Raw genomic sequence first — 19,349 nt, 5'->3', positions numbered from 1 at the left:
GATGGTATCCGCTTACATCAATGCATCAAATCCTGATTCAGATGAGGCAGGAATAGGCTGTTCAGGTATTGTTTGTTTATTGGCTGGTGTGGAAGCCGGATGCAGGGGAGTGATGTTCTGCTTTGGTGCTTCATCTGCGTCTTCATCAACCTCAATATTATTGCTTTCAGGTACAATTTCCTGTTTTGATTTGTTATCTGGTGCGTTGGTATATTTCAATTCAACGATTTCACCTTTACCGCTAGTCCATTGTAGTGAACTCAGATTACCGCTGACTTTGGTTTTACCGGCACTACAGGTCAGGCAGATTAACGTATTGCTCGGTTTACTCAGAACATTATTTAAACGCTTGTGATTTACTTGTAGCTGGTGTTGCTCTGCCCATGAGTTGATACTTTGGCTCAATAGCTTTTTGTTCAGATTGCGCTTGCTATAGGGGTCTCGGTAAACGGCAATCCAGATGTCGTTTTGTGCATCGGTGTTTACGGAAGCCTGCTGGTAAATTACGGCGGCATCGGCACCGCTTTGTACGGCAGCGGCAAAGTCCAGTGCATTTGGACTGCGTAAACGTACACAGCCGTGACTGCGTACGCCGGGTACGCTACTGGGTACGTTGGTGCCATGGATACCCAAACCCAGACGAGGAGCGCCTAGGCGCACAAATACAGGGCCAAGTGGGTTATTAGGGCCGGGCGGTACCGATTTTTGTACGGTTTTACCGCTTGCGGCCATTTCTTTCTGAATGCTGAGTGGTACGCTCCAAGTTGGATTATTGACTTTGGCTCCAATTTTGTATTCACCCAGCGGAGTTTGTGTACTGGCTTTGCCAACTGTTATCGGATAGGTTTTGATTAATTTTCCGTCCTGAAATAAAAATAACCGCAATTGGGGGATATTCAGGATGACCTGCTGCCCCTGACTAGGTACGGCATAGTCAGGCATAGGAATGGCTGCATAGGCACTTGTAGATATGATGGTGGTGGTTAATGCGCAAAGTATTGGTTTCAACATTATTCTAAAAATCCGGCATGAGAATATGAATATAATCATAACGTAATTCGTCAACAATGTGAGAAAATAAATACAGTTAAGTTTATTTACGACCATTTCTCTGGTTTGAGGGTACAGTTTGGAACAACGGTTTATAGCAAAGATTATTGACTGGAATCAGGAAGGGCGCGGTGTTGCCCGGGTAGATGGCAAGGCTGTTTTTATTGATGATGCTTTACCGGGTGAGGTGGTAGAGTGGCAGCCAGTACGGGTGAAAAAATCCTACACAGAGGGCAGAATCAGCCGGGTATTGATATCGGGTAACGCACGGCTACAACCACCTTGTGAATATTATGAGCGTTGTGGTGGCTGTAATAGCCAGCATATCGAATTTACTACGCAGGTGGCGTTGAAGCAGCGTGCGTGGCTGAATCAGATGCGCCGTTTGGGTAAGGTGCAGCCAGATGAGCTGATGCCACCAATTTATGGTTTGCCTTGGCGTTATCGTGAACGGGTGCGTTTAAGTGCTGTGTATGAGGATGGCCAGTTAAAGTTGGGATTTCAGACCGGACAGTCTCATGCGATTGTAGATGTTGATGGTTGTCTGGTGTTACCGGTGGTGCTGTCTGAGGCTTTGAAGCCAATTAAAACATTATTGCAAAGCTGGCCTGTAGGCAGTGTGGAAGGGTTGATGCTGCATCAGGGAAATGAGGTTATTGCGCTTACTTTGCAGGTTTGTGGCGGCATAAGTCAGAAAATGCGGACGCAGGTTGATTGTTTGCTGACACAGCTGCAACAACAAAGCGGTTGTTTGTGGCAATGGTGGTTGCAAACTGGTGGTACAACAGTTTTGCAATCGGCATCGCAGGATTCGGTACTGGCTTATCGTTTATCTGAATATGAGCTTGAGATTCGTTATCAGCCTGAAGATTTTACGCAGGTTAATCAGGCTACTAATGAGTTGATGGTACGGCGAGCCATGCAGTGGTTGCAGCCACAGGCCGGCGAGCGGATTATTGACTGGTTTTGTGGGCTGGGTAATTTTAGTTTGCCGATTGCACGGATGCAGGCAGAAGTAGTAGGTGTGGAAGGCATGGCGGCGATGTGCCGGCGTGCCGGCAGTAATGCGCAACATAATGGTTTGGCGCAGTTGACCCATTTTCAGCAGGCTGATCTTTTTGCTATGAATGGACAACGTCTGCGCCGGTTCGGTTATGCGCATAAATGGCTGCTTGACCCGCCACGAGCTGGTGCTCAGGCTTTAATACTGGCTTTAAATGAGCTGGAGGATCGGCAGCTTCCACGCAGAATTGTTTATATTTCCTGTGATCCAGCAACGCTGGCACGCGATGCTGGTTTGTTAGTGAAGCGTGGTTATCTTTATCGTGCCGGCGGTATTATGAATCTGTTTGCGCAAACTGCGCATGTCGAATCTATAGCGGTATTTGACTGGCGATAGATAATGACCATCTGTTTGCCACCTCAGGCGAGCTGAATCAGCTAATCATAATATATATAAATATCTGAAATTGTTTCTTTTAAAGAAATAATGCTTTTACTCTGTGGGATTTTACTGCTTAGGTATTCACGTTAATATTATAAATGTGAGGCAAATACTATAAAGGAGTTTACTCATGAACAGATTAGCAGGTATTTTAATGGCAGCTTTGCTGGGCATTGCTGTGTCAGCTGAGGCTGCCAATTATAAAATAGATCCATTACATACTAATGCGCGTTTTACGCTTGATCATTTTGCAACTTCTAGTAACGTGGGCGGTTTTTATAATCTAAATGGCGAGCTGCAATATGATGCAGGTGCGAAAACCGGTGCTGTAGATATTACTATTCCGCTCAGTACTCTGGATACGGGGCGTAGTGAGTTCAATAAACATCTGCAAGGTAAGGCTTTTTTTAATGCTACTCAATATCCGGTTTTGCGTTTTGTATCTCACAATTGGGATTTTGATAAGCAGGGTAAGGTTAAGATCTTGCATGGTCAGTTAACTATGGTTGGGCAAACACATCCGGTTACGTTACGGGCGACTAAATTTAATTGTTATCAAAGCCCGATGAGTCATACTCAGGTTTGTGGTGGTGATTTTGAGACTGTGATTGATCGTTCTCTATGGGGTATTAATGAATATCTGACAGTTATGCCAGCCAGTAGATATGTGAAGTTAAATATTCAGATTGAAGCGGCCAGACAGTAAAATTAGTTATTTCTGTATACGGATTATCTGTTTTGTTGGCAGATAATCTGTTTTTCTTTTTAGTTTGTATCACTTCTAATGGAATTTCAGTATGATACCGGTAGTTGATATACAGATGAGGCAAGCTTTGCCAAGTACCATGTTGTCAATTTAGTGGTTTTGATGCTAATTTGAGTGTTTTGCATTGGTATATTTCGCAGATTGAGATTAGCACGATGAATGTGAGTATTCAGTGTTGTGTTGTTAACAGGGAGTACGGGGGAGTTTATGTGGTGTATCAAGAATTTTAATGAACTTTCGTCTCATGATTTTTACTGCATTGCACGTTTGCGTATTGATACTTTTATGGTAGAGCAGCAGCGGATTTATCATGAGCTGGACGACTGGGACTTACAGGCCAAGCATGTTTATTACCAGCTTGATGGGCAGATACTGGCCTATGCACGTATGTTTCTGGCTGGGGCTCATTTTACGTTCAGCCGGTTTGTGATACATCCGAGTGTTCGTGGCACTGGCTTGGGGGATCAGCTGATTAAGTTAATTATGCATTATGCGCACAATCATTATGTAAAGTATCCAGTTAAAATAGAGGCGCAGCGGCAGGTGCTTAAATTTTATCAGCAGCATGGTTTTCAAATACAAGGAGCGCCCTATATTTCTGACGGGACGCCCTATGTGCAGATGGTACATCAGTCACAAAATTAAGCTATGCAGGATAGGTTAATGCAGGTTGCTTGTTTCATCAGTAGTTTGTTGATGGATTGATTGATGCATAAGTATAAATAAAAAAGCCGGTACATTTGTACCGGCTTTTTTGTACAGCAAATGTTATTCGTTCAGATTAATGCCGTTTTTTTGCAATATCTGATTGATTTGTTCCTGTACTTTTTGTTGCTTGGCCTGCTCACGCAATTGATCTTTAATCTGATCAAATGCGGGAGCATTTGATGCTAAACGCGTACCCGCCAGTTTCAGCAGAATGTAATGTCCGTCAATGGTGATAACATTGGGTGAAATCTGTCCGTTTTTCAATTGTGAAGCTAACTGGGCAAAATCAGGAGGCAACTGCTTCGGGCTCATCCAATTGCTGGCTGGTGCTTCAGGATTAACCTGTTTAAGCAATGTTTCATAAGCCAGACCTTTTTTCAGTTTGGTTAAACCTTCTTCAGCAGCTTCTTTGCTTGGAAAAACAATTGGCAGCAAATTGATTTCCTGACTAATTTGCTCATATTGTCGACGCAAATCACTGTCGTTAATTTCAATGCTATTAGCCAGATGTTCTACATACTGCGCAGCATAAAATTGTGCCTGTACGTTTTGCCATGCAGCCTGCGTATCAGGTTTTTTATCCAATCCAGCTTTAATGGCTTCGGCTTTTAATATTTCAGCCGACTGCAAGCGCAAGGTAATTTCTTTCTGAATCTCGGCTTTATTTGGCTCAGGCGCACCCGGCTGGGCTTGCATTTGATGTTCAAGCTGCTTGAGCATGACGTTAATGCGCTGGGTGTCAATTTTGGGAGCATCGGCAAAAGCGAGCCCGGCGGCCATGATGCTTAGACCAGCTAGCCGGGTAATGCTTTTTTTCATATTAGTATTCCTTATTTCTGTCCTGATTAATCATTGTCAGAATAAAGTTGTTATTTAATGCTGGCACTCTTGTAAAGCTGCTCAATAGCATTGGCCATTAAGGCGCTTTGTAGTCGACGTGACAGAATCGGTTCCATTTCTTTCTGGGTTGGTAGCTTAACATTACGCTTGTCGTTTACGTAAAATACTGCGTAAATATTGCCGTTGCCTTGTACCGGTGTGGTGGTGTACTGACCTTTTTTCAGGTCTTTAATGGCATTGAAAACCGGAGTAGCACTCGCTTGTAAGTCTTTGATGGCAACATAGCCTTTTGGAATGCCACCGTTGTCACGGCCAGCCGGATCAATGGTGTATTCTTTGGCTACTGTAGTAAAGCTTTTTTTCGCCTGTAATTGGGCAATGGCTTTATTGGCTGTATCTGCGTCGCGGGTGAGAATTTCACCTAATTGTACTTCCTGAGTACCGCTGTAGTAATTTACCAGATCATTATAGGCATTGCGTACATCTTCAGGTTTTACCGGATTGTTTTTAACTACGCTGGCCAGATAAGCCTGTGTCAGCAGATTGTCTTTAAAGAAAGCCCATTCTTCCTTGAATCCGGGTTTTTTATCATCACCAAGACGTTTGGCTTCTGCTTCTGCCTGACTCAATGCGCTCAGGTATTCAGGGTCTTTGTCCAGATTCTGTTTTTTAGCTGCCTGAATTAACAGGGTGCGGGTTACTAGGCGGTCGGTAATGTTTTTGCGTAACTCGGGTGAGTCCTGAATCTGATTCTGGCTTTCCTGAACCAGTATGGCTACCCGATTATCAATTTCTTTACTGTCAATTTTGGTTCCATTAACAGTAACTACAGTTTGAGCGGCGGCAATGCCGGTTAATCCGAGCATAATGGCAGCAGCAATTAATTGTTTTTTCATGGTTAACTCTCTTTAAGTGGATAAAATGAATTATTGCCTATTAAATATTCGCTGTTAGTAAACGCCTTAATGCTTAAGGCGTGAATGTTATTTGCCCTGAATAAATCTTCGAGTAACTGATAAACTTTCTGATGTCGAGCCAGACGCGATAAACCAGTAAAGGCATCACTGACAACCAGCAGGCGATAATGCCCGCCACCACGATGACCTTTATGTCCAATATGCAAATTGCTGTCATCAGTGAGTTCCAGTTGCTGTGGTACCAGCGGTTGTAAGCGTGTACGAATGGCAGTCTGAATATCAGTCATTGGGCAAGACTTTTTTAAAAGGACGAATCAGAATTTCTTCATAAACACCAGCATCAACATAGGGATCCTGTTCAGCCCATGCCTGTGCTTCGTCCAGTGAGTTGAAGTCAGCAACCACCAGACTGCCGGAGAAATGACTGTCATCATCCGGCAGCGGATTGGGGCCAGCCAGAACCAAACGGTTTTGTGCCTGTAATTCTTGTAAACGAGCCAAATGTTTTGGCCGAGCCTTGATACGTGCTTCATGACTGTTATCGGCATCGGTAGCCATTAACATAAACAGCATTACAACTCATCCTTTTTAATATTGGTTTTAATATACGGGCTAATGTAAATAGATTGTCCTATACTAAAAAGAACAATTATTGTAATACTGCCAAAGAGCTTGTAGTTCACCCAAATTTGTTCAGAAAAGTTTAAGAATACCCACAAATTAAGTGCACCCATACACAGCAGACAGATAACCCAAGCATAGGTAAGTTTACGCCAAATAGTTTCCGGTAGCGTAATTTCTTTGCCGATAGTGCTTTTCAGTACATTTTTATTACATATTTGCGATCCTAGCAGGCCAATAGCCATTAGCCAGAATAGGATCGTAGGTTTCCATTTAATAAAGCGCGGATCTTTAAAAATAATAGTTGCACCACCCATTACCACAACCAGTAACAGGCTTACCCACTGCATGGTTTGCAGGCGACGATATTTAAACAGGCACCATGCGGCCTGTATAATGCCGGCAATAATGGCTACTTCGGTCGCAAGGATAATATTTTTGGTTAAGGCGTAGGTAGCAAAGAAAAGAATAACTACCAAGAATTCGAATACTGCTTTCATTATTAGGATTTAAGATCTTTATTTCTGGTCTAGGTTAATAAGGAGGTAGGATATTCGCCATAATACCCTGAGTTTTTACACTTGGCATCTGTTAAAGCAAGATATTAAACAAAATTTTACTGTTGTTGTATACTGGTTTCAGGTCTTTTTTTTAAAAATACGTCTGAAAATGTCCACAAACAAGCACTCTTTCAACGAAAATATGTAAAGGTAACTTGGCATTAAAGTGTCGCAAAAGCTATTATAGCGTGAGATAATATAAAAACAGGTTTGGTGAACGTTAAATACCAGATGCATTGCAGTATTTGTAGAAATTATCATATTTGAATGGGCACGCGCCTGATGGCAATGGTGCTTTACCGGTGAGGGTACGGGATTGAAGAAAGCAAATAATTTAAAAATCATCGCACTGTCTTTATGTATGTTAGCCAGTGCACCTGCATGGGCAGGGCTGGGTAGCTTGCAAGTTAATTCGGCATTGGGAGAACCATTTTCAGGAAGTGTGGTTGTAACTGGTGATGAAGCCAGAGCTGCATTACGGGGTCGACCAGCAGTTTCAGGGGCTCCATTACAGGTACGTGTAACGGCACAGGGAAAGAATGCTGTGATTCATTTGCGTTCTAGTAAACCTGTTCGTGATCCCATGCTGTCTTTCAGTCTTACTGCCGGCAGTCAGGGGCGGCAATATACAGCCCTACTTGATCCGCCGGCATACCGTTATGATTCAGCAGATTCAGGTAAAGGAAAAGACTCAGGAAAGGCAACAGGTAAGCAACGCAAACTGGATAAGTCTGCGAAAAGCAAATCTGCTGCTCGGGCTACTACCGCACTGCAAAACGGGCTGGCATCTGAAAATGCAGTAGTGAAATATCATGTAGACAACAATGAGACATTGATGGATGTGGCACGCAAGGTACGGCCACAGGGATTGAGTGTGGAACAAACCATGCATGCTCTGATTGTTGCCAATCCGCATGCTTTCCGCAATGATAATCCGGATTTTATGTACCGTGATATCAGTTTGAATATTCCATCTACGTCACAGCTGCATAAATTATCCAAAATAAAAATTAAAACAGTTCAAAAAACTGCTGATACAGCACAGAATACTGCGGCACAAAAACCGGGTAAGGCAAATGCTGATGCGGGTAAGCCGGTAAATACTATGGCTTCTGTGGCTGGTGATGCAGCTCAAGCCAAGGTTGGAGAAGTTAAAGCAGATACTATCTCGGCATCTGCGCCAGTTCAGGCATCTGCGCCAGCTCAGGCATCTGCGCCAGTTCAGGCATCTGCGCCAGTTCAGGCATCTGCACCAGTTCAAGCATCTGCGCCTGCCGCATCAGCTGCATCAGTGGTTAAGGCCGCTCCAGTACAACCTAAAGTCAATCATGCGGAGCCATCAGTACAGCCTGTAGAAGAGTCTATGCTACCTGCATGGTGGCCATATGCATTGGCTGGTGTGGCAGGTATTCTGTTAATTGCTGCTTTACTTTGGCAGCGGCGTAAAAAACGTCATGACGCAGAAGAATATGAATATGAAGACGATTATTCTTCTGATGATGAAGATGATGATGTGGTATTTAATGCAGAACCGCCTAAACCTAAAGTAGAGCAATCTGTATCTGTTCCGGCTACACCGGCTAAAACTGTTGCGCCAACTGTAGCAGCAGCTACAGCAGCTGCTACTAGTACAGCAGCAGACGATGACGACTGGTCATGGTTAAATGGAGTGGCATCAGACGCTCCAGCAGAAACTGATGCACCGGCCGGCGGTAAGGTGAATCAAGCAGCCGCAGTATCACAGCTTTCTGATGCAGAAGCAGTTGCGGACAAGCAGAAAGAAGACGATACCGATTGGCTGAATTTTAATTTTGAGGATGATACTCCTGCTGCGCCGGCAGATACGGTAGTGCCTACAACTACAGAGCTGGATAATAATAATGACGATTTATCTTGGCTGGATCAGATTGATGAAACCGAGCAACCGGAAGTTTTAACTGCACACGAATCAACTGATATTGCACCTCAGGAGGAAGTAGATAATACAGATCTTGAGTGGGTGGTGGCTGATGAGCCTCAAATAAAAGCCCATCATGAGGGTGCTACAGCGGGACAGCAGTCTAATTCAGCTGCTTCAGAAATTGAGATGCTAAATGAGCTGGCTAATTTAGAGTGGGATGAAGACTTTAAGTTGGATGATGAAGCCAAACAGGATATTACACCTGCGGCTGAAGAAGTGCTTTCAACTTTAGAGCCGGCTCCGGTTTCGTCTGAGCAGCATGTACTTGCGACAGAAGATGATGCACTTTCAACAGATATTGACTGGGAAGCGTTGGATATAAGTGATGACGATTCAATGGTTCAATCTGCTTCTCCAGTTACTGATTCTACACCGGCAGCGAAAGTGGATACGCAGGATGTTTCGTCTATGGACTTTACATTGGATGATGATAAGTCTGAATCTTCTGCTACAGATAATGTTGCTACAGCCACCACTACTACTCCGGTCTCTTCATTTGCCACCGGAAATGGTGCGCAAGATTGGTTGGAACAAACTGCTGAATCTGAACCTGTTGATCAACCTCTGACGCCCGAGCAGCAGGCTGTGCCACTACAGGCTAAACTGGAACTGGCAAAAATGTATCTGGAAATGGATGATGCAGTTACTGCGCGCCAGACTCTGCGTGAGCTGGTTGATGAAGCAAATGGTTCAATACTGGCTGAAGCTCAGAATCTATTGCAGCAGTTGGGTGGCTAATTTGTATTGATTGCGTTTTAGTTACTAGGAGTAGTATTTTCTGCGCCTGATTAAGACTGAATCCTGTGTCTGGATTCAGTCTTTTTATTTGACCTAAGTGTGTATGTCTTATTGAAATTTAATTATCTGGTAAAACTGTTTGGTTTAATGTTTCTGTGACCATGACTAATTTTGATTTTGTGAACTCTATCAGGGTATGAATCAGTCTGATGAGCTTCGCTAATAGATTTTAATAGTTGGTCGCAACTGCAATAATCATTATAAATTGAATAAAGGAGTTGATAAAAACAGGATGACAGGAATTTTGTTGCAGCTATTTTGTGGTGACAGGCAAAACTGTTTGGTAATTTTAGCTTATTAGGATATTGTATATAACATAAATTTAATTCTGAATATTTAATTAATGTTCAGTTAACCTGTTGATTTTAATAAATCATTATACTATTTTGATTTGGTATTTAATCAGGCTTGGAACTTTCTTGTGTTATAATTATTCATATAAATTATAACTGTATGACATATTTACATTTAGTATTGAATATGGGTAAGGTGTATGCAAATGGCAATTGGTGAAAAAATGATGTGGCTGGCAATAGCTATGCTGCTGTCAGCCTGTAGTACCGTGAGTAATAAAGCGCCGGATGAACTGGTTAGGCAGGGAATACAGCGTAATTTGTTGCGCGATAATCAGTTTAATTTTAATGGTCAGATTCGATTGTTGGTTGATCGGGATAAGGTGGAAACTTCTTCGAATCAGGTAGCAAACGAAACTTTAGATGATAAGACAGAAGAAGTGGCTGCTTCTGCATTTTCATCTGAGCCTGTTCGAAAAAAACACGAAGTTGAAATGAGTACTAAAGCAAATGCACAATCACATTATGCGGATGGTACTCTTTCAGAAGATTGTGACGAATGCGAAGAATTATCGAATAAGACTTTAAGCCTTATTGTAGATCAAGTGTCTATTCCATTTAGCGGTGCGGTAGATATACCGCATGGAAAATTTGAATTAATTCCTGAAGTACGTTATGAGGCATCAAATATATTATTTTCGATTAAGATGCCTATGCAGGTAGATTTTCAAAAAAAAGTGCTGATTATGGATATAAGAGCAATTAGACCTTTTGTTAATGTTATCGGCAGTATATTAATAGGCAAACCGGTCGGAATTTTTGAAGAATCATATGTTGAAAAAACATTACCTGAATGGACAAATAGGTTGCCATTGAAGGAATTAATACATGCTATTCCAAAGGCAATTGACGATGGTTATGCCAGTTATGATAAAAAAGCTTTTGTTTATTTATCATTAGATGAGGCTGGTAAGAAATTAGGAGCTCGTTATCGAATTCGACTTAACTCTACTAGAGAGCAAGATCAGATAGCGGCTGTTGCTGCTTTTGATAGCCTAAATAAGCAGTTAAAACAATCAGAAAAACGTGATGCAGGTTTGAATGGTCAAGCTGATAAATCAGAGAACGAAGATTATGCTGTTTTGCAAGAATTATTGGATGAAATTCGTGAGGAAGTGCAAAGTGGTAAACTGGATAAAGTTAAATATGATTCTGCTATAACGGATTTTTACTTCGATGATCATGGTCGTTTACTTGCAATGCATGGAATAAATGGATTCATCATGGATGATCTGAAAATTCGTCGACTACTTGGGAATAAGAAAATGAATAATTCATTCTGGATTTATTTTGATTATAGGTCTCACCCTAAATTTACGATGGAATCCAGCAGAAAAAATGTTCTATTTCAAAAATAAATAATATCAATTTATTAAAATTTGGTTTTTGTTTATTTCTCAATTGAATAGATTCTTATTCTGGAAATGCCAGTGCTGCTATGTGCTGGCATTTTTTGATTGATATGGCTTTTAGCTTTACGGATGATTTTGTGGTATCACTTGCTTGTAGGCATGGGTTAGCAATATGAATATAAATTGAGATTATGCATTACAGGTGCGATTTTTAAGTAGATCTGGGCTGGATTAGTTGCCGTAATACTGCAACGAACCTATGGATTCTTCATCAATGGGTATTATTTTGTATGTTGTGCCCTTACCGATGATGCTTAGTGAGCTGCTTGGTAGGTCAAGTTATTTAAATAGTGCGGGTTTACCATATCGCTGATATGTAAGCCAGTTGCATGTATTACTTCAAATAGTGTTTTGTTACGTCATTTAGAATGATATTAATATCTGGAATACCAGTAGGCTATTTATTTGAATTTCGGAGTTGATGTCAGGCGGCGGAATGAGCCTTTTTGAGGTATTTGGAGTTGTTGTTCGGTATATCTGTGCTGCGATAGTATTTTTGCAGTCCGTGGAATGGTTTTTTACAAGCGGGAAATGCGCAGGCTTGCGAGAAGTTTTTTTGTATTCAATACAGTGCAAGTTAGGGTGAAGGGGCGACATTAAATCGGTATGGTGTCAGTTTAAGTTACAGACTGGTTGGTTATGGGTGTGAAAGCAGTTGATGGCTATGCGATAATAATGCATTTTGTTGGTGTGAATTAGTGTGGGTTAGGAAGAATAATGGCTGCTAATGTTGTAGAACACTCGGCGAACAAAGCTGATGGAAATCGACCTGTGCAGCGTTGGGCATTAACACTGGCGTATGATGGTGGTGCATTTCATGGTTGGCAAAAGCAGCCGGACGGTTTGTATACTATTCAGTCGGTACTGGAAGCAGCCTTAAGCGCTATTGCGGCAGAGCCGATTAATGTTGTGGTAGCTGGCCGCACGGATGCCGGCGTTCATGCCACAGGGCAAATTGTGCATTTTGATACCCATGCACCGCGCAGTGCTGAAGCTTGGCTGCGTGGGACAAATACGGCAATGGATAAGAATATCCGTATTGTGAAAGCGCAGCCAGTAGCTGCTGAATTTCATGCACGCTTTGATGCGTATGGACGTCGCTACCGCTATATGCTGGAGTCCAGTCGGGTACGTATGCCGCAGTTACGTGGCCGGATAGGCTGGACTCATTATCCTTTGAACATGGCATTGATGCGTGAAGCTGCGGCGATGCTGATTGGCGAACACGATTTTTCCAGTTTCCGTTCCAGTGACTGTCAGGCTAAATCACCGGTGAAAACCTTATATGGGCTAAGCCTTGCTGGTAGCCCTGAGTTGATGGCGATTGATTTTCATGGCAGTGCCTTTGTGCACAATATGGTACGTAATATTGTGGGGGCACTGGTGTATGTGGGCGCCGGTAAGCTGAGTGTGGCTGGGTTTGCACAATTGGTGGCGGCGAAAAGCCGGCGTCTGGCACCACCAACATTTATGCCGGATGGGCTGTACCTTACTGGCGTTGATTATCCACCACAATGGGGGGTGGCTACGGCAACGTTACCGGTATGGTTGTGGCCGCATCTGAATTAATACGGTTTGTGGTTGGTTGATTTAGAAAAAGGCTGGATATGAAAATTCGGAGCAAGATTTGCGGGATGACGCGAGTGGAAGATGCGCTGCTGGCCGCACAGCTGGGTGTGGATGCCATCGGGTTGATTTTTTTTGCCGGCAGCAAACGATATGTCAATCTGGAGCAGGCTCAGGCAATTGCGCGTGCTGTACCGCCGTTTGTCACGGTAGTCGGTTTGTTTGTTAATGCCAGTGCAGCCGAGGTGAAGGAAGTATTAGCGCAGGTGCCATTGAATGTATTGCAATTTCATGGCGATGAGGATGCTGAATTCTGTCGTCAGTTTCAACGTCCGTATATTAAGGCAATAAGGGTGCGCAATACGGTTGATATTGAAGCAGCCGCTGCGACATATACGGATGCATGTGCGTTGTTGTTTGACGCTGCTGTTGCTGGTCAGTATGGTGGTACGGGGCAGACATTTGACTGGCGGTTGTTGCCGCGGCAGCTAAATCAGCCATGGATTCTTTCTGGCGGGCTGAACCCGGAAAATATTGCTTCTGCGATTAGACAAAGTCATGCACAGGCTGTGGATGTGGCCAGTGGTGTGGAAATCACAGCCGGAATTAAGGATGGGGAAAAGATGCAGGCATTGATGGCTGCAATTAATGGTTTTGGGCTGTCTGTGGACTAATATTTATACTGTTGCTCCAGAAAATATTTATTATCTTATTGGGATTATTTATGCTGTTTCTTAACGCTCTTGTTCAGAATAAATTTAATTAATCGATTTAAAATGCACACCGATTTTATATTTTCTTGTTGGTAAATATTTTAATTATGCTGCTTGTTTTATCCTCTGCTCAGCTTGTTGCTGTACTGATATGAGTGTTATGCTATAAGAGTTATGTATTAATAACAGTTGTGTACATTTTAATTGTTAGTTAGTTAAATTTCACGGTTTTGTTATGGGTAGAATGTCAAAAAATAAGGGGAAGAATGAAGCTTTCAGAGCATAAAGTTTTTTTACAGATGAAAGCAGATGTGCAGTCAGAAAAGCCGATAATTGAGTGGCAATCTTGTCCGGTAAGATTTTCTAAATTATTTAAATGGACAGGCCAGTATTTTAGTATTTGGAATGTAATTATATTTAGTTTGTATTTTATCGCTGAGCTACTTTTTATTTATAGTCTTTCGATTGTAGTATTGTTTATTTCAATCATTATTTATGCGATATGGATGCATAATAATAAGAAAACCTGTGCTATAAAGGAATCACATTTAATCCGCTTAGATCGTGAAAATAGAACGATTACCGTAAGCAATGAGCAATATGAGATCAGGCAACACCAGCTTACCGATAATTATTTTATCCGTGTTGAGTGTGCTTTACCTTATGGGCGTAAAGTTTCATCATATAAACCACCACTTTGGCGCAGAGGCAGGCTAGTAATCAAGGATGAAAATCTGAAAACTGCTGAGATCCTGTTTGAATATTTCTTCTGTGACGTTGACGCTTTGAAGCAATTGATTGAGGTGGCAGATATTCTTGCTAAAGAATTGAATATTATCCGTGCACGGGATTATGTGATCAATAAAATATATTGAGTATTAGTGGTATTTGGCTACGCAGGCTTCGGACAAGGGAGATGATAATAATACGCAGAATACAACAAGTACTCAGAACTATCAGGGAAGAGCCGGAGCATGGACAAATAATACTGCAATGGCAAGGATACGCTGATTTACAAGGAAAAGATAATCTGTTTGAGGAGAATTAGGGTACGGCTGTTTGTTGGCTGCAATGCTTGTTATAGATTACCGTATTTAAGCAACTATTCTAAATTCAGTTTTTGTATTGTTTACCATTTTATTGATAAATTTCAATGTTTATCTAGCTTATTCGATGCGTAAAACGTAGCTGTTCAAAGTAATATTTTAACCTGAGAATCAGTTAATTTGCTGCTATCTGCAACTAGAATGCGAAAAAAGGTAGTGCGGTAGGTGTATTTGGGGATTTAGCGTCATGTTCCGGTAGCGCAAATGCAAGCTTTGGCTGGCGATTTGGGCATCAGGTGTGGCAAAATTATCAGCTAGGCTACTTATGCTGTTGCAACAATAGTTTTATATAAATAGTATAAGTAATTTATGTCTTTATTTTATGGAAATATCCAAATTCTAGTGTTCTTTTGAATTGTGGTAAATGTTATCCCAGTTAAAATAAGAAGATTTCAATAATCTTAATAGTATATTCTATTGGGATATTGATTAAAGGCGAATAATAGTTAGATTGCTTTGATACAGAAATTCAATTGTTTAAATTAATTAGTTTCAATACCAGTTAAAGGGAGTTTATTGGTGGATTGGAGTAATGTAAAGATAGGGCAGAACCGACAAAGGTTAAATTCGCGACAGATTCTTAAACAAATTCGGGAGGAGCTGGAAAATGATAAATCAATTCTACAATGGCCAGTATATCCTAAACTGAAAGGAAAAAAGGATGATCGGCATCTCAGGTATCAGTCATATATATGTTATTTGTTTATGATATTATTTGCTGGTTTTGGGCTTTTTTTAAATATGTTTCTGAAAAAGATTTCAGAAAGTGGGTTGACTGCTACAGATTGGATTTCTTGTTGGCTTGTTATTATTAGCTTGGGGTTTTATATATATCTGATGTTGTTAAGCATAAGGAATGAGCCAATTAAGCCAGCACAATATGTTGTTCTGGATCGGCATCGGAAATTGCTGACGATAGTCACTATCAATGGACATAAAGAACAATATCTGCTGCGAAGCAACTGGAATCTATATGCTTCACGGAATAATATGGATCTTAGATGTCCTCGGGCAATCAATCTGTTTTTATCCATACCAGAACGAAATAAACATATTCTTTTATTGGAGTACTACGGCTCCAATTCAAAAGACTTACAACAGAAGATGAATGCTGTAGCGGCGTTATTGGCAAAAGATTTAGGTATTCGATATTTTGACTGTAATGCTAAAGAGATTTTTAATACAATCAATAATGGTTTGAAGCATAATAAGAATATTATTGAGTGGTCTGTCTATCCTTTTTTAAAATATAGAATTACTGACAAAGTATTAAAAAGTGATAAAGAAAATTATATTTACTGGGGATCAGGTTGCGTAGCAGTTTGTGCAGGCAGTTATTTCAGAAACCATAATTCTATTGGAGATTTGATTTTTTTTCTGATTATTCTGGTATTTTCGCTATTATTTCTTTTCCATTGGTATCAATGTAATCAAAGTCAAGGCAGAGTAGCAAAATATATTATTCTTAACAGAGCAGAGAAAAACATAACTATCAGCGATGCTATCAAAGGTGAAACTCGCTATTGTTTATCATCCGATAGTATGCTGACGACAATTAAGAAAGGTAATATTTTAACGGGCAGGTCGGTTAATCTGGTTTTAACTGCAACAAAAGAAAGACAAAAAATTTTGTTGTTTGAGTATTTTTCAATATATGGCAATACCAAAGCTAAGAAGATGGATGATCTGGCCAAAACGCTGGCCAGAGATTTGGGTATCAAATATCGCAAAACCAGTAACTAAATTTTTTTTATTAAGCATGTTTACTATAGTGCGTGTATTCAGACTGGATAAATATTGTTTCAACTGTTGCTAATCTGAATTATTCGTTCATCTGAAGCAGATATGGATAAATCCCCGTTGTCAGTCAACTGTTAGGTTGGCGGTAACTGGGATTTTGTTGTTATTTGGCTGGGGGAAATGGTTTTATTTATTCGGAATTAAGTATGGATAACAGGATAATGTATTTAAAAAATGTTAATATGACTGGATAGTTTACTATGCGGGTAAGTTATCGCTCAATGGAAGGAAATATGGAAAATTATCACTATCCAGATGAACAGGGGTTTTTTGGTGAGCACGGTGGGTTGTTTGTGTCGGAGACGCTGATTACCGCTTTAACTGAATTAAAACAGGCTTATTATGCGGCAAAGGCTGATCCATCGTTCTGGGCGCAGTACCATGAGGATTTGAAATATTATGTGGGTCGTCCCAGCCCGGTTTACCATGCCCGCCGCCTGTCTGCCTATCTGGGAGGGGCGCAGATTTATCTGAAACGGGAAGATTTGAATCATACCGGTGCACATAAGATTAATAATACGATTGGTCAGGCCTTGCTGGCGCAGCGAATGGGTAAAAAGCGGGTAATTGCTGAAACCGGTGCCGGCCAGCATGGTGTGGCTTCGGCTACGGTAGCAGCGCGCTTTGGTATGGAATGCACGGTGTTTATGGGCACAGAGGATATTGAGCGTCAGGCACCGAATGTGTACCGGATGAAGCTGCTGGGTGCACAGGTGGTTGGGGTGGATTCCGGTTCGTGTACTCTGAAAGACGCTATGAATGAGGCTTTGCGTGAGTGGGTGGCGCGGGTAGATGATACCTATTATATTATTGGTACATCGGCAGGGCCGATGCCATACCCGGAAATGGTGCGCGATTTTCAGTGTGTTATTGGCAATGAAGCGAAAGAGCAGATGCAGGAAGCCATTGGTCGTCAGCCGGATGTGGCTGTGGCTTGTGTCGGTGGCGGTTCTAATGCCATAGGTCTGTTTTATCCTTATATTAATGTGTCCGAGACCCGTCTGGTTGGGGTTGAGGCTGGTGGTTTGGGCTTATCTGGACATCAGCATGCGGCTCCTATCAGTTCACACAGCCCTGTTGGGGTATTACATGGTTTTCGCAGTTATCTGATGCAGGATGAGTATGGACAGGTTGTTTCCACTCATTCTGTATCTGCTGGTCTGGACTATCCGGGCATCGGCCCAGAACATAGTTTGTTGCATGATATTGGCCGAGTTCAGTATGAGGCAATGGGTGATGAGGCAGCAATGGAAGCTTTTCATTTGCTATGTCATCAAGAGGGTATTATTCCGGCACTGGAATCCAGCCATGCGCTGGCCTGGGCGGTGGAAAATGCGCCGAAGATGAGCAAGGATGAGGTGATTCTGGTGAATCTGTCTGGACGCGGCGATAAGGATATCAATACGGTAGCCCGGCTAGATGGAATTAATGTGTGATTATTTGGATTACTGCGCTATGCTGGAAGCCGGATAATAATTATTTGTTGTGTGTATGAATAAGAGTATTAAGCTGTCTTCTGTGCAGATTTTTTTGATGGCTCTGGCCATTGGTCTGGCGGTGGCCAGTAATTATTTTGTGTTTCCGCTGATTGAGGTAATGGCACGCTATTTTGGTCTGGATGTGGCCAGTAGTGGGATGCTGATTACGCTGACGCAATTGGCCTATGCACTCGGGTTGATTTTTCTGGTGCCACTGGGTGATTTGCTGGATAACAAAAAGCTGATTGTGTCGCTGTATGCGGTGGTGAGTATCAGTGCTCTGCTGATTGCGCTGGCACCGAGCCTGTGGCTGTTTGTTGGTGGTTTGCTGCTGGTGGGCGCTTTTTGTACGGTGGCGCAGATACTGATGCCGCTGGCTGCCAGTCTGACGGCTCCGGAGCAGCGAGGTCGGGTGATTGGTACGCTAATGAGTGGGCTGCTGCTTGGCATTCTGCTGTCTCGTACTTTTTCTGGGCTGGTTGCTCATTGGTGGGGCTGGCGCATGGTATATGTGCTAGGTGCGGCGATGCTGTTGCTAATGACTTTGATTTTGCAATGGAAGTTGCCTCATGTGCAGCGCGAGCGCAGTGCGCTGGGCTACTGGCAGACGCTGGTATCGGTATGGTCGTTGCTGTGGCGTACGCCGTTACTGCGTCAGCGCGGTATGCTGGGCGCGCTGGATTTCTGCCTGTTTTCGGTATTGTGGACGCCGCTTACGCTGTTGCTAAGCCATGCTCCTTATTATTTCAGTTTAAGTACGATTGGCTTGTTTGGTTTGTTTGGTGCGCTAGGAATATTTGGTTCGAATGTGGGTGGCTGGGCAGCCGATAAAGGTCATACTTATGCAATGACGGTGGTGTGTGCACTGTTGTTTCTGCTTAGCTGGGCACTGTTGTATGCAGGAGGAATGTATTTGTGGGCGCTGATTGGTGGTGTGATACTGCTGGATTTTGCCATTCAGGCTTTGCATATTTGTAATCAGTCGCTGATTTATCGCTCAGATCCGGCACTGAAAGGCCGGATTGCTTCTGGCTATATGAGTATGTATTTTATTGGCGGGGTACTCGGTTCGCTTGCGTCTGCTATGGCTTATGCGCATTATGGCTGGGGTGGTGTGGCATTGCTTGGTGGCGCGATTGCGCTGCTGATTTTGCTGTGTGCGCTGCTGTTTAAATGTGAACATATGGCTTAGATCTGTACGACCATTTTATCTGCTGGATAAGTGGTTGGTGTGGTCTATTCTGGTTTGTAATTGTG

Annotated in this window: 17 protein-coding genes; 11 read left to right on the top strand and 6 right to left on the bottom strand. The window is 42.4% G+C overall.

Annotation, left to right across the window (positions count from 1 at the left end; translation table 11 throughout):
- Positions 1 to 12: 12 nt before the first annotated feature.
- Positions 13 to 1,011, bottom strand: coding sequence for a L,D-transpeptidase (locus tag MJ761_RS01780; RefSeq protein WP_093092980.1), 999 nt, complete (start codon positions 1,009 to 1,011; stop codon positions 13 to 15).
- Positions 1,012 to 1,129: 118 nt separating this feature from the next.
- Between MJ761_RS01780 and rlmD the strand changes: the two genes are divergently transcribed.
- From rlmD to MJ761_RS01765, 3 genes are all read left to right on the top strand, one after another.
- The gene (gene rlmD / locus MJ761_RS01775) at positions 1,130 to 2,449 is read left to right on the top strand and encodes a 23S rRNA (uracil(1939)-C(5))-methyltransferase RlmD (RefSeq protein ID WP_239392835.1); all 1,320 of its coding nucleotides are present in this window, start codon (positions 1,130 to 1,132) and stop codon (positions 2,447 to 2,449) included.
- A gap of 175 nt (positions 2,450 to 2,624) precedes the next feature.
- On the top strand, positions 2,625 to 3,200 hold the full coding sequence (locus tag MJ761_RS01770; protein ID WP_093092982.1) for a YceI family protein: 576 nt from the start codon (positions 2,625 to 2,627) through the stop codon (positions 3,198 to 3,200).
- A 267-nt stretch (positions 3,201 to 3,467) separates the two neighbouring features.
- Positions 3,468 to 3,905 (top strand): GNAT family N-acetyltransferase, encoded by a 438-nt coding sequence (locus MJ761_RS01765; protein WP_093092984.1) that lies wholly within the window; start codon positions 3,468 to 3,470, stop codon positions 3,903 to 3,905.
- Positions 3,906 to 4,028: 123 nt separating this feature from the next.
- Here the strand turns inward: MJ761_RS01765 and MJ761_RS01760 are convergent, their stop codons facing one another.
- The 5 genes from MJ761_RS01760 to MJ761_RS01740 are packed head-to-tail and all read right to left on the bottom strand — an operon-like array spanning position 4,029 to position 6,846.
- Entirely contained in the window at positions 4,029 to 4,787 is a 759-nt protein-coding gene (locus tag MJ761_RS01760) for a foldase protein PrsA (protein WP_093092986.1), read from the bottom strand.
- A 50-nt stretch (positions 4,788 to 4,837) separates the two neighbouring features.
- The gene (locus MJ761_RS01755; protein WP_093092988.1) at positions 4,838 to 5,704 is read right to left on the bottom strand and encodes a peptidylprolyl isomerase; all 867 of its coding nucleotides are present in this window, start codon (positions 5,702 to 5,704) and stop codon (positions 4,838 to 4,840) included.
- Between the two features lie 2 nt (positions 5,705 to 5,706).
- The gene (locus MJ761_RS01750; RefSeq protein ID WP_093092990.1) at positions 5,707 to 6,012 is read right to left on the bottom strand and encodes a BolA family protein; all 306 of its coding nucleotides are present in this window, start codon (positions 6,010 to 6,012) and stop codon (positions 5,707 to 5,709) included.
- Positions 6,005 to 6,298, bottom strand: a complete 294-nt coding sequence (locus tag MJ761_RS01745; protein WP_093092992.1) for a YciI family protein — start codon at positions 6,296 to 6,298, stop codon at positions 6,005 to 6,007. The genes MJ761_RS01750 and MJ761_RS01745 overlap by 8 nt, the downstream gene beginning before the upstream one ends.
- On the bottom strand, positions 6,298 to 6,846 hold the full coding sequence (locus MJ761_RS01740; protein ID WP_093092994.1) for a septation protein A: 549 nt from the start codon (positions 6,844 to 6,846) through the stop codon (positions 6,298 to 6,300). Before MJ761_RS01740 ends, MJ761_RS01745 begins: the two co-directional genes overlap by 1 nt.
- A 376-nt stretch (positions 6,847 to 7,222) precedes the next feature.
- Here MJ761_RS01740 and MJ761_RS01735 point away from each other — a divergent pair, with 376 nt between their 5' ends.
- The 8 genes from MJ761_RS01735 (at position 7,223) to MJ761_RS01700 (ending at position 19,284) form a co-directional block, all read left to right on the top strand.
- Complete coding sequence (locus MJ761_RS01735) at positions 7,223 to 9,604, top strand: motility hub landmark protein FimV (RefSeq protein ID WP_141683439.1); 2,382 nt, start codon at positions 7,223 to 7,225, stop codon at positions 9,602 to 9,604.
- Between the two features lie 559 nt (positions 9,605 to 10,163).
- Positions 10,164 to 11,375, top strand: a complete 1,212-nt coding sequence (locus tag MJ761_RS01730; protein WP_093092998.1) for a hypothetical protein — start codon at positions 10,164 to 10,166, stop codon at positions 11,373 to 11,375.
- 771 nt (positions 11,376 to 12,146) lie between these two features.
- Positions 12,147 to 12,998, top strand: coding sequence for a tRNA pseudouridine(38-40) synthase TruA (gene truA / locus MJ761_RS01725; protein ID WP_093093000.1), 852 nt, complete (start codon positions 12,147 to 12,149; stop codon positions 12,996 to 12,998).
- Positions 12,999 to 13,036: 38 nt separating this feature from the next.
- Entirely contained in the window at positions 13,037 to 13,669 is a 633-nt protein-coding gene (locus MJ761_RS01720; RefSeq protein ID WP_093093002.1) for a phosphoribosylanthranilate isomerase, read from the top strand.
- 305 nt (positions 13,670 to 13,974) lie between these two features.
- Positions 13,975 to 14,583 carry a hypothetical protein gene (locus MJ761_RS01715; protein ID WP_093093004.1) on the top strand — a complete coding sequence of 203 codons (609 nt, stop codon included), beginning with the start codon at positions 13,975 to 13,977 and terminating at the stop codon, positions 14,581 to 14,583.
- A 750-nt stretch (positions 14,584 to 15,333) separates the two neighbouring features.
- Positions 15,334 to 16,557: a hypothetical protein gene (locus tag MJ761_RS01710; RefSeq protein ID WP_093093006.1), complete on the top strand. Its 1,224-nt coding sequence runs from the start codon at positions 15,334 to 15,336 to the stop codon at positions 16,555 to 16,557.
- Positions 16,558 to 16,847: 290 nt separating this feature from the next.
- On the top strand, positions 16,848 to 18,050 hold the full coding sequence (trpB, locus tag MJ761_RS01705; protein ID WP_093093008.1) for a tryptophan synthase subunit beta: 1,203 nt from the start codon (positions 16,848 to 16,850) through the stop codon (positions 18,048 to 18,050).
- Positions 18,051 to 18,105: 55 nt separating this feature from the next.
- Positions 18,106 to 19,284: an MFS transporter gene (locus tag MJ761_RS01700; protein ID WP_093093010.1), complete on the top strand. Its 1,179-nt coding sequence runs from the start codon at positions 18,106 to 18,108 to the stop codon at positions 19,282 to 19,284.
- Positions 19,285 to 19,349: the final 65 nt, after the last annotated feature.

The sequence above is a fragment of the Snodgrassella communis genome, assembly GCF_914768045.1.
Lineage (GTDB): Bacteria > Pseudomonadota > Gammaproteobacteria > Burkholderiales > Neisseriaceae > Snodgrassella > Snodgrassella communis.
The sequence above is the reverse complement of the archived record's forward strand: the minus strand, read 5'-3'. Positions and strand labels throughout refer to the sequence as shown.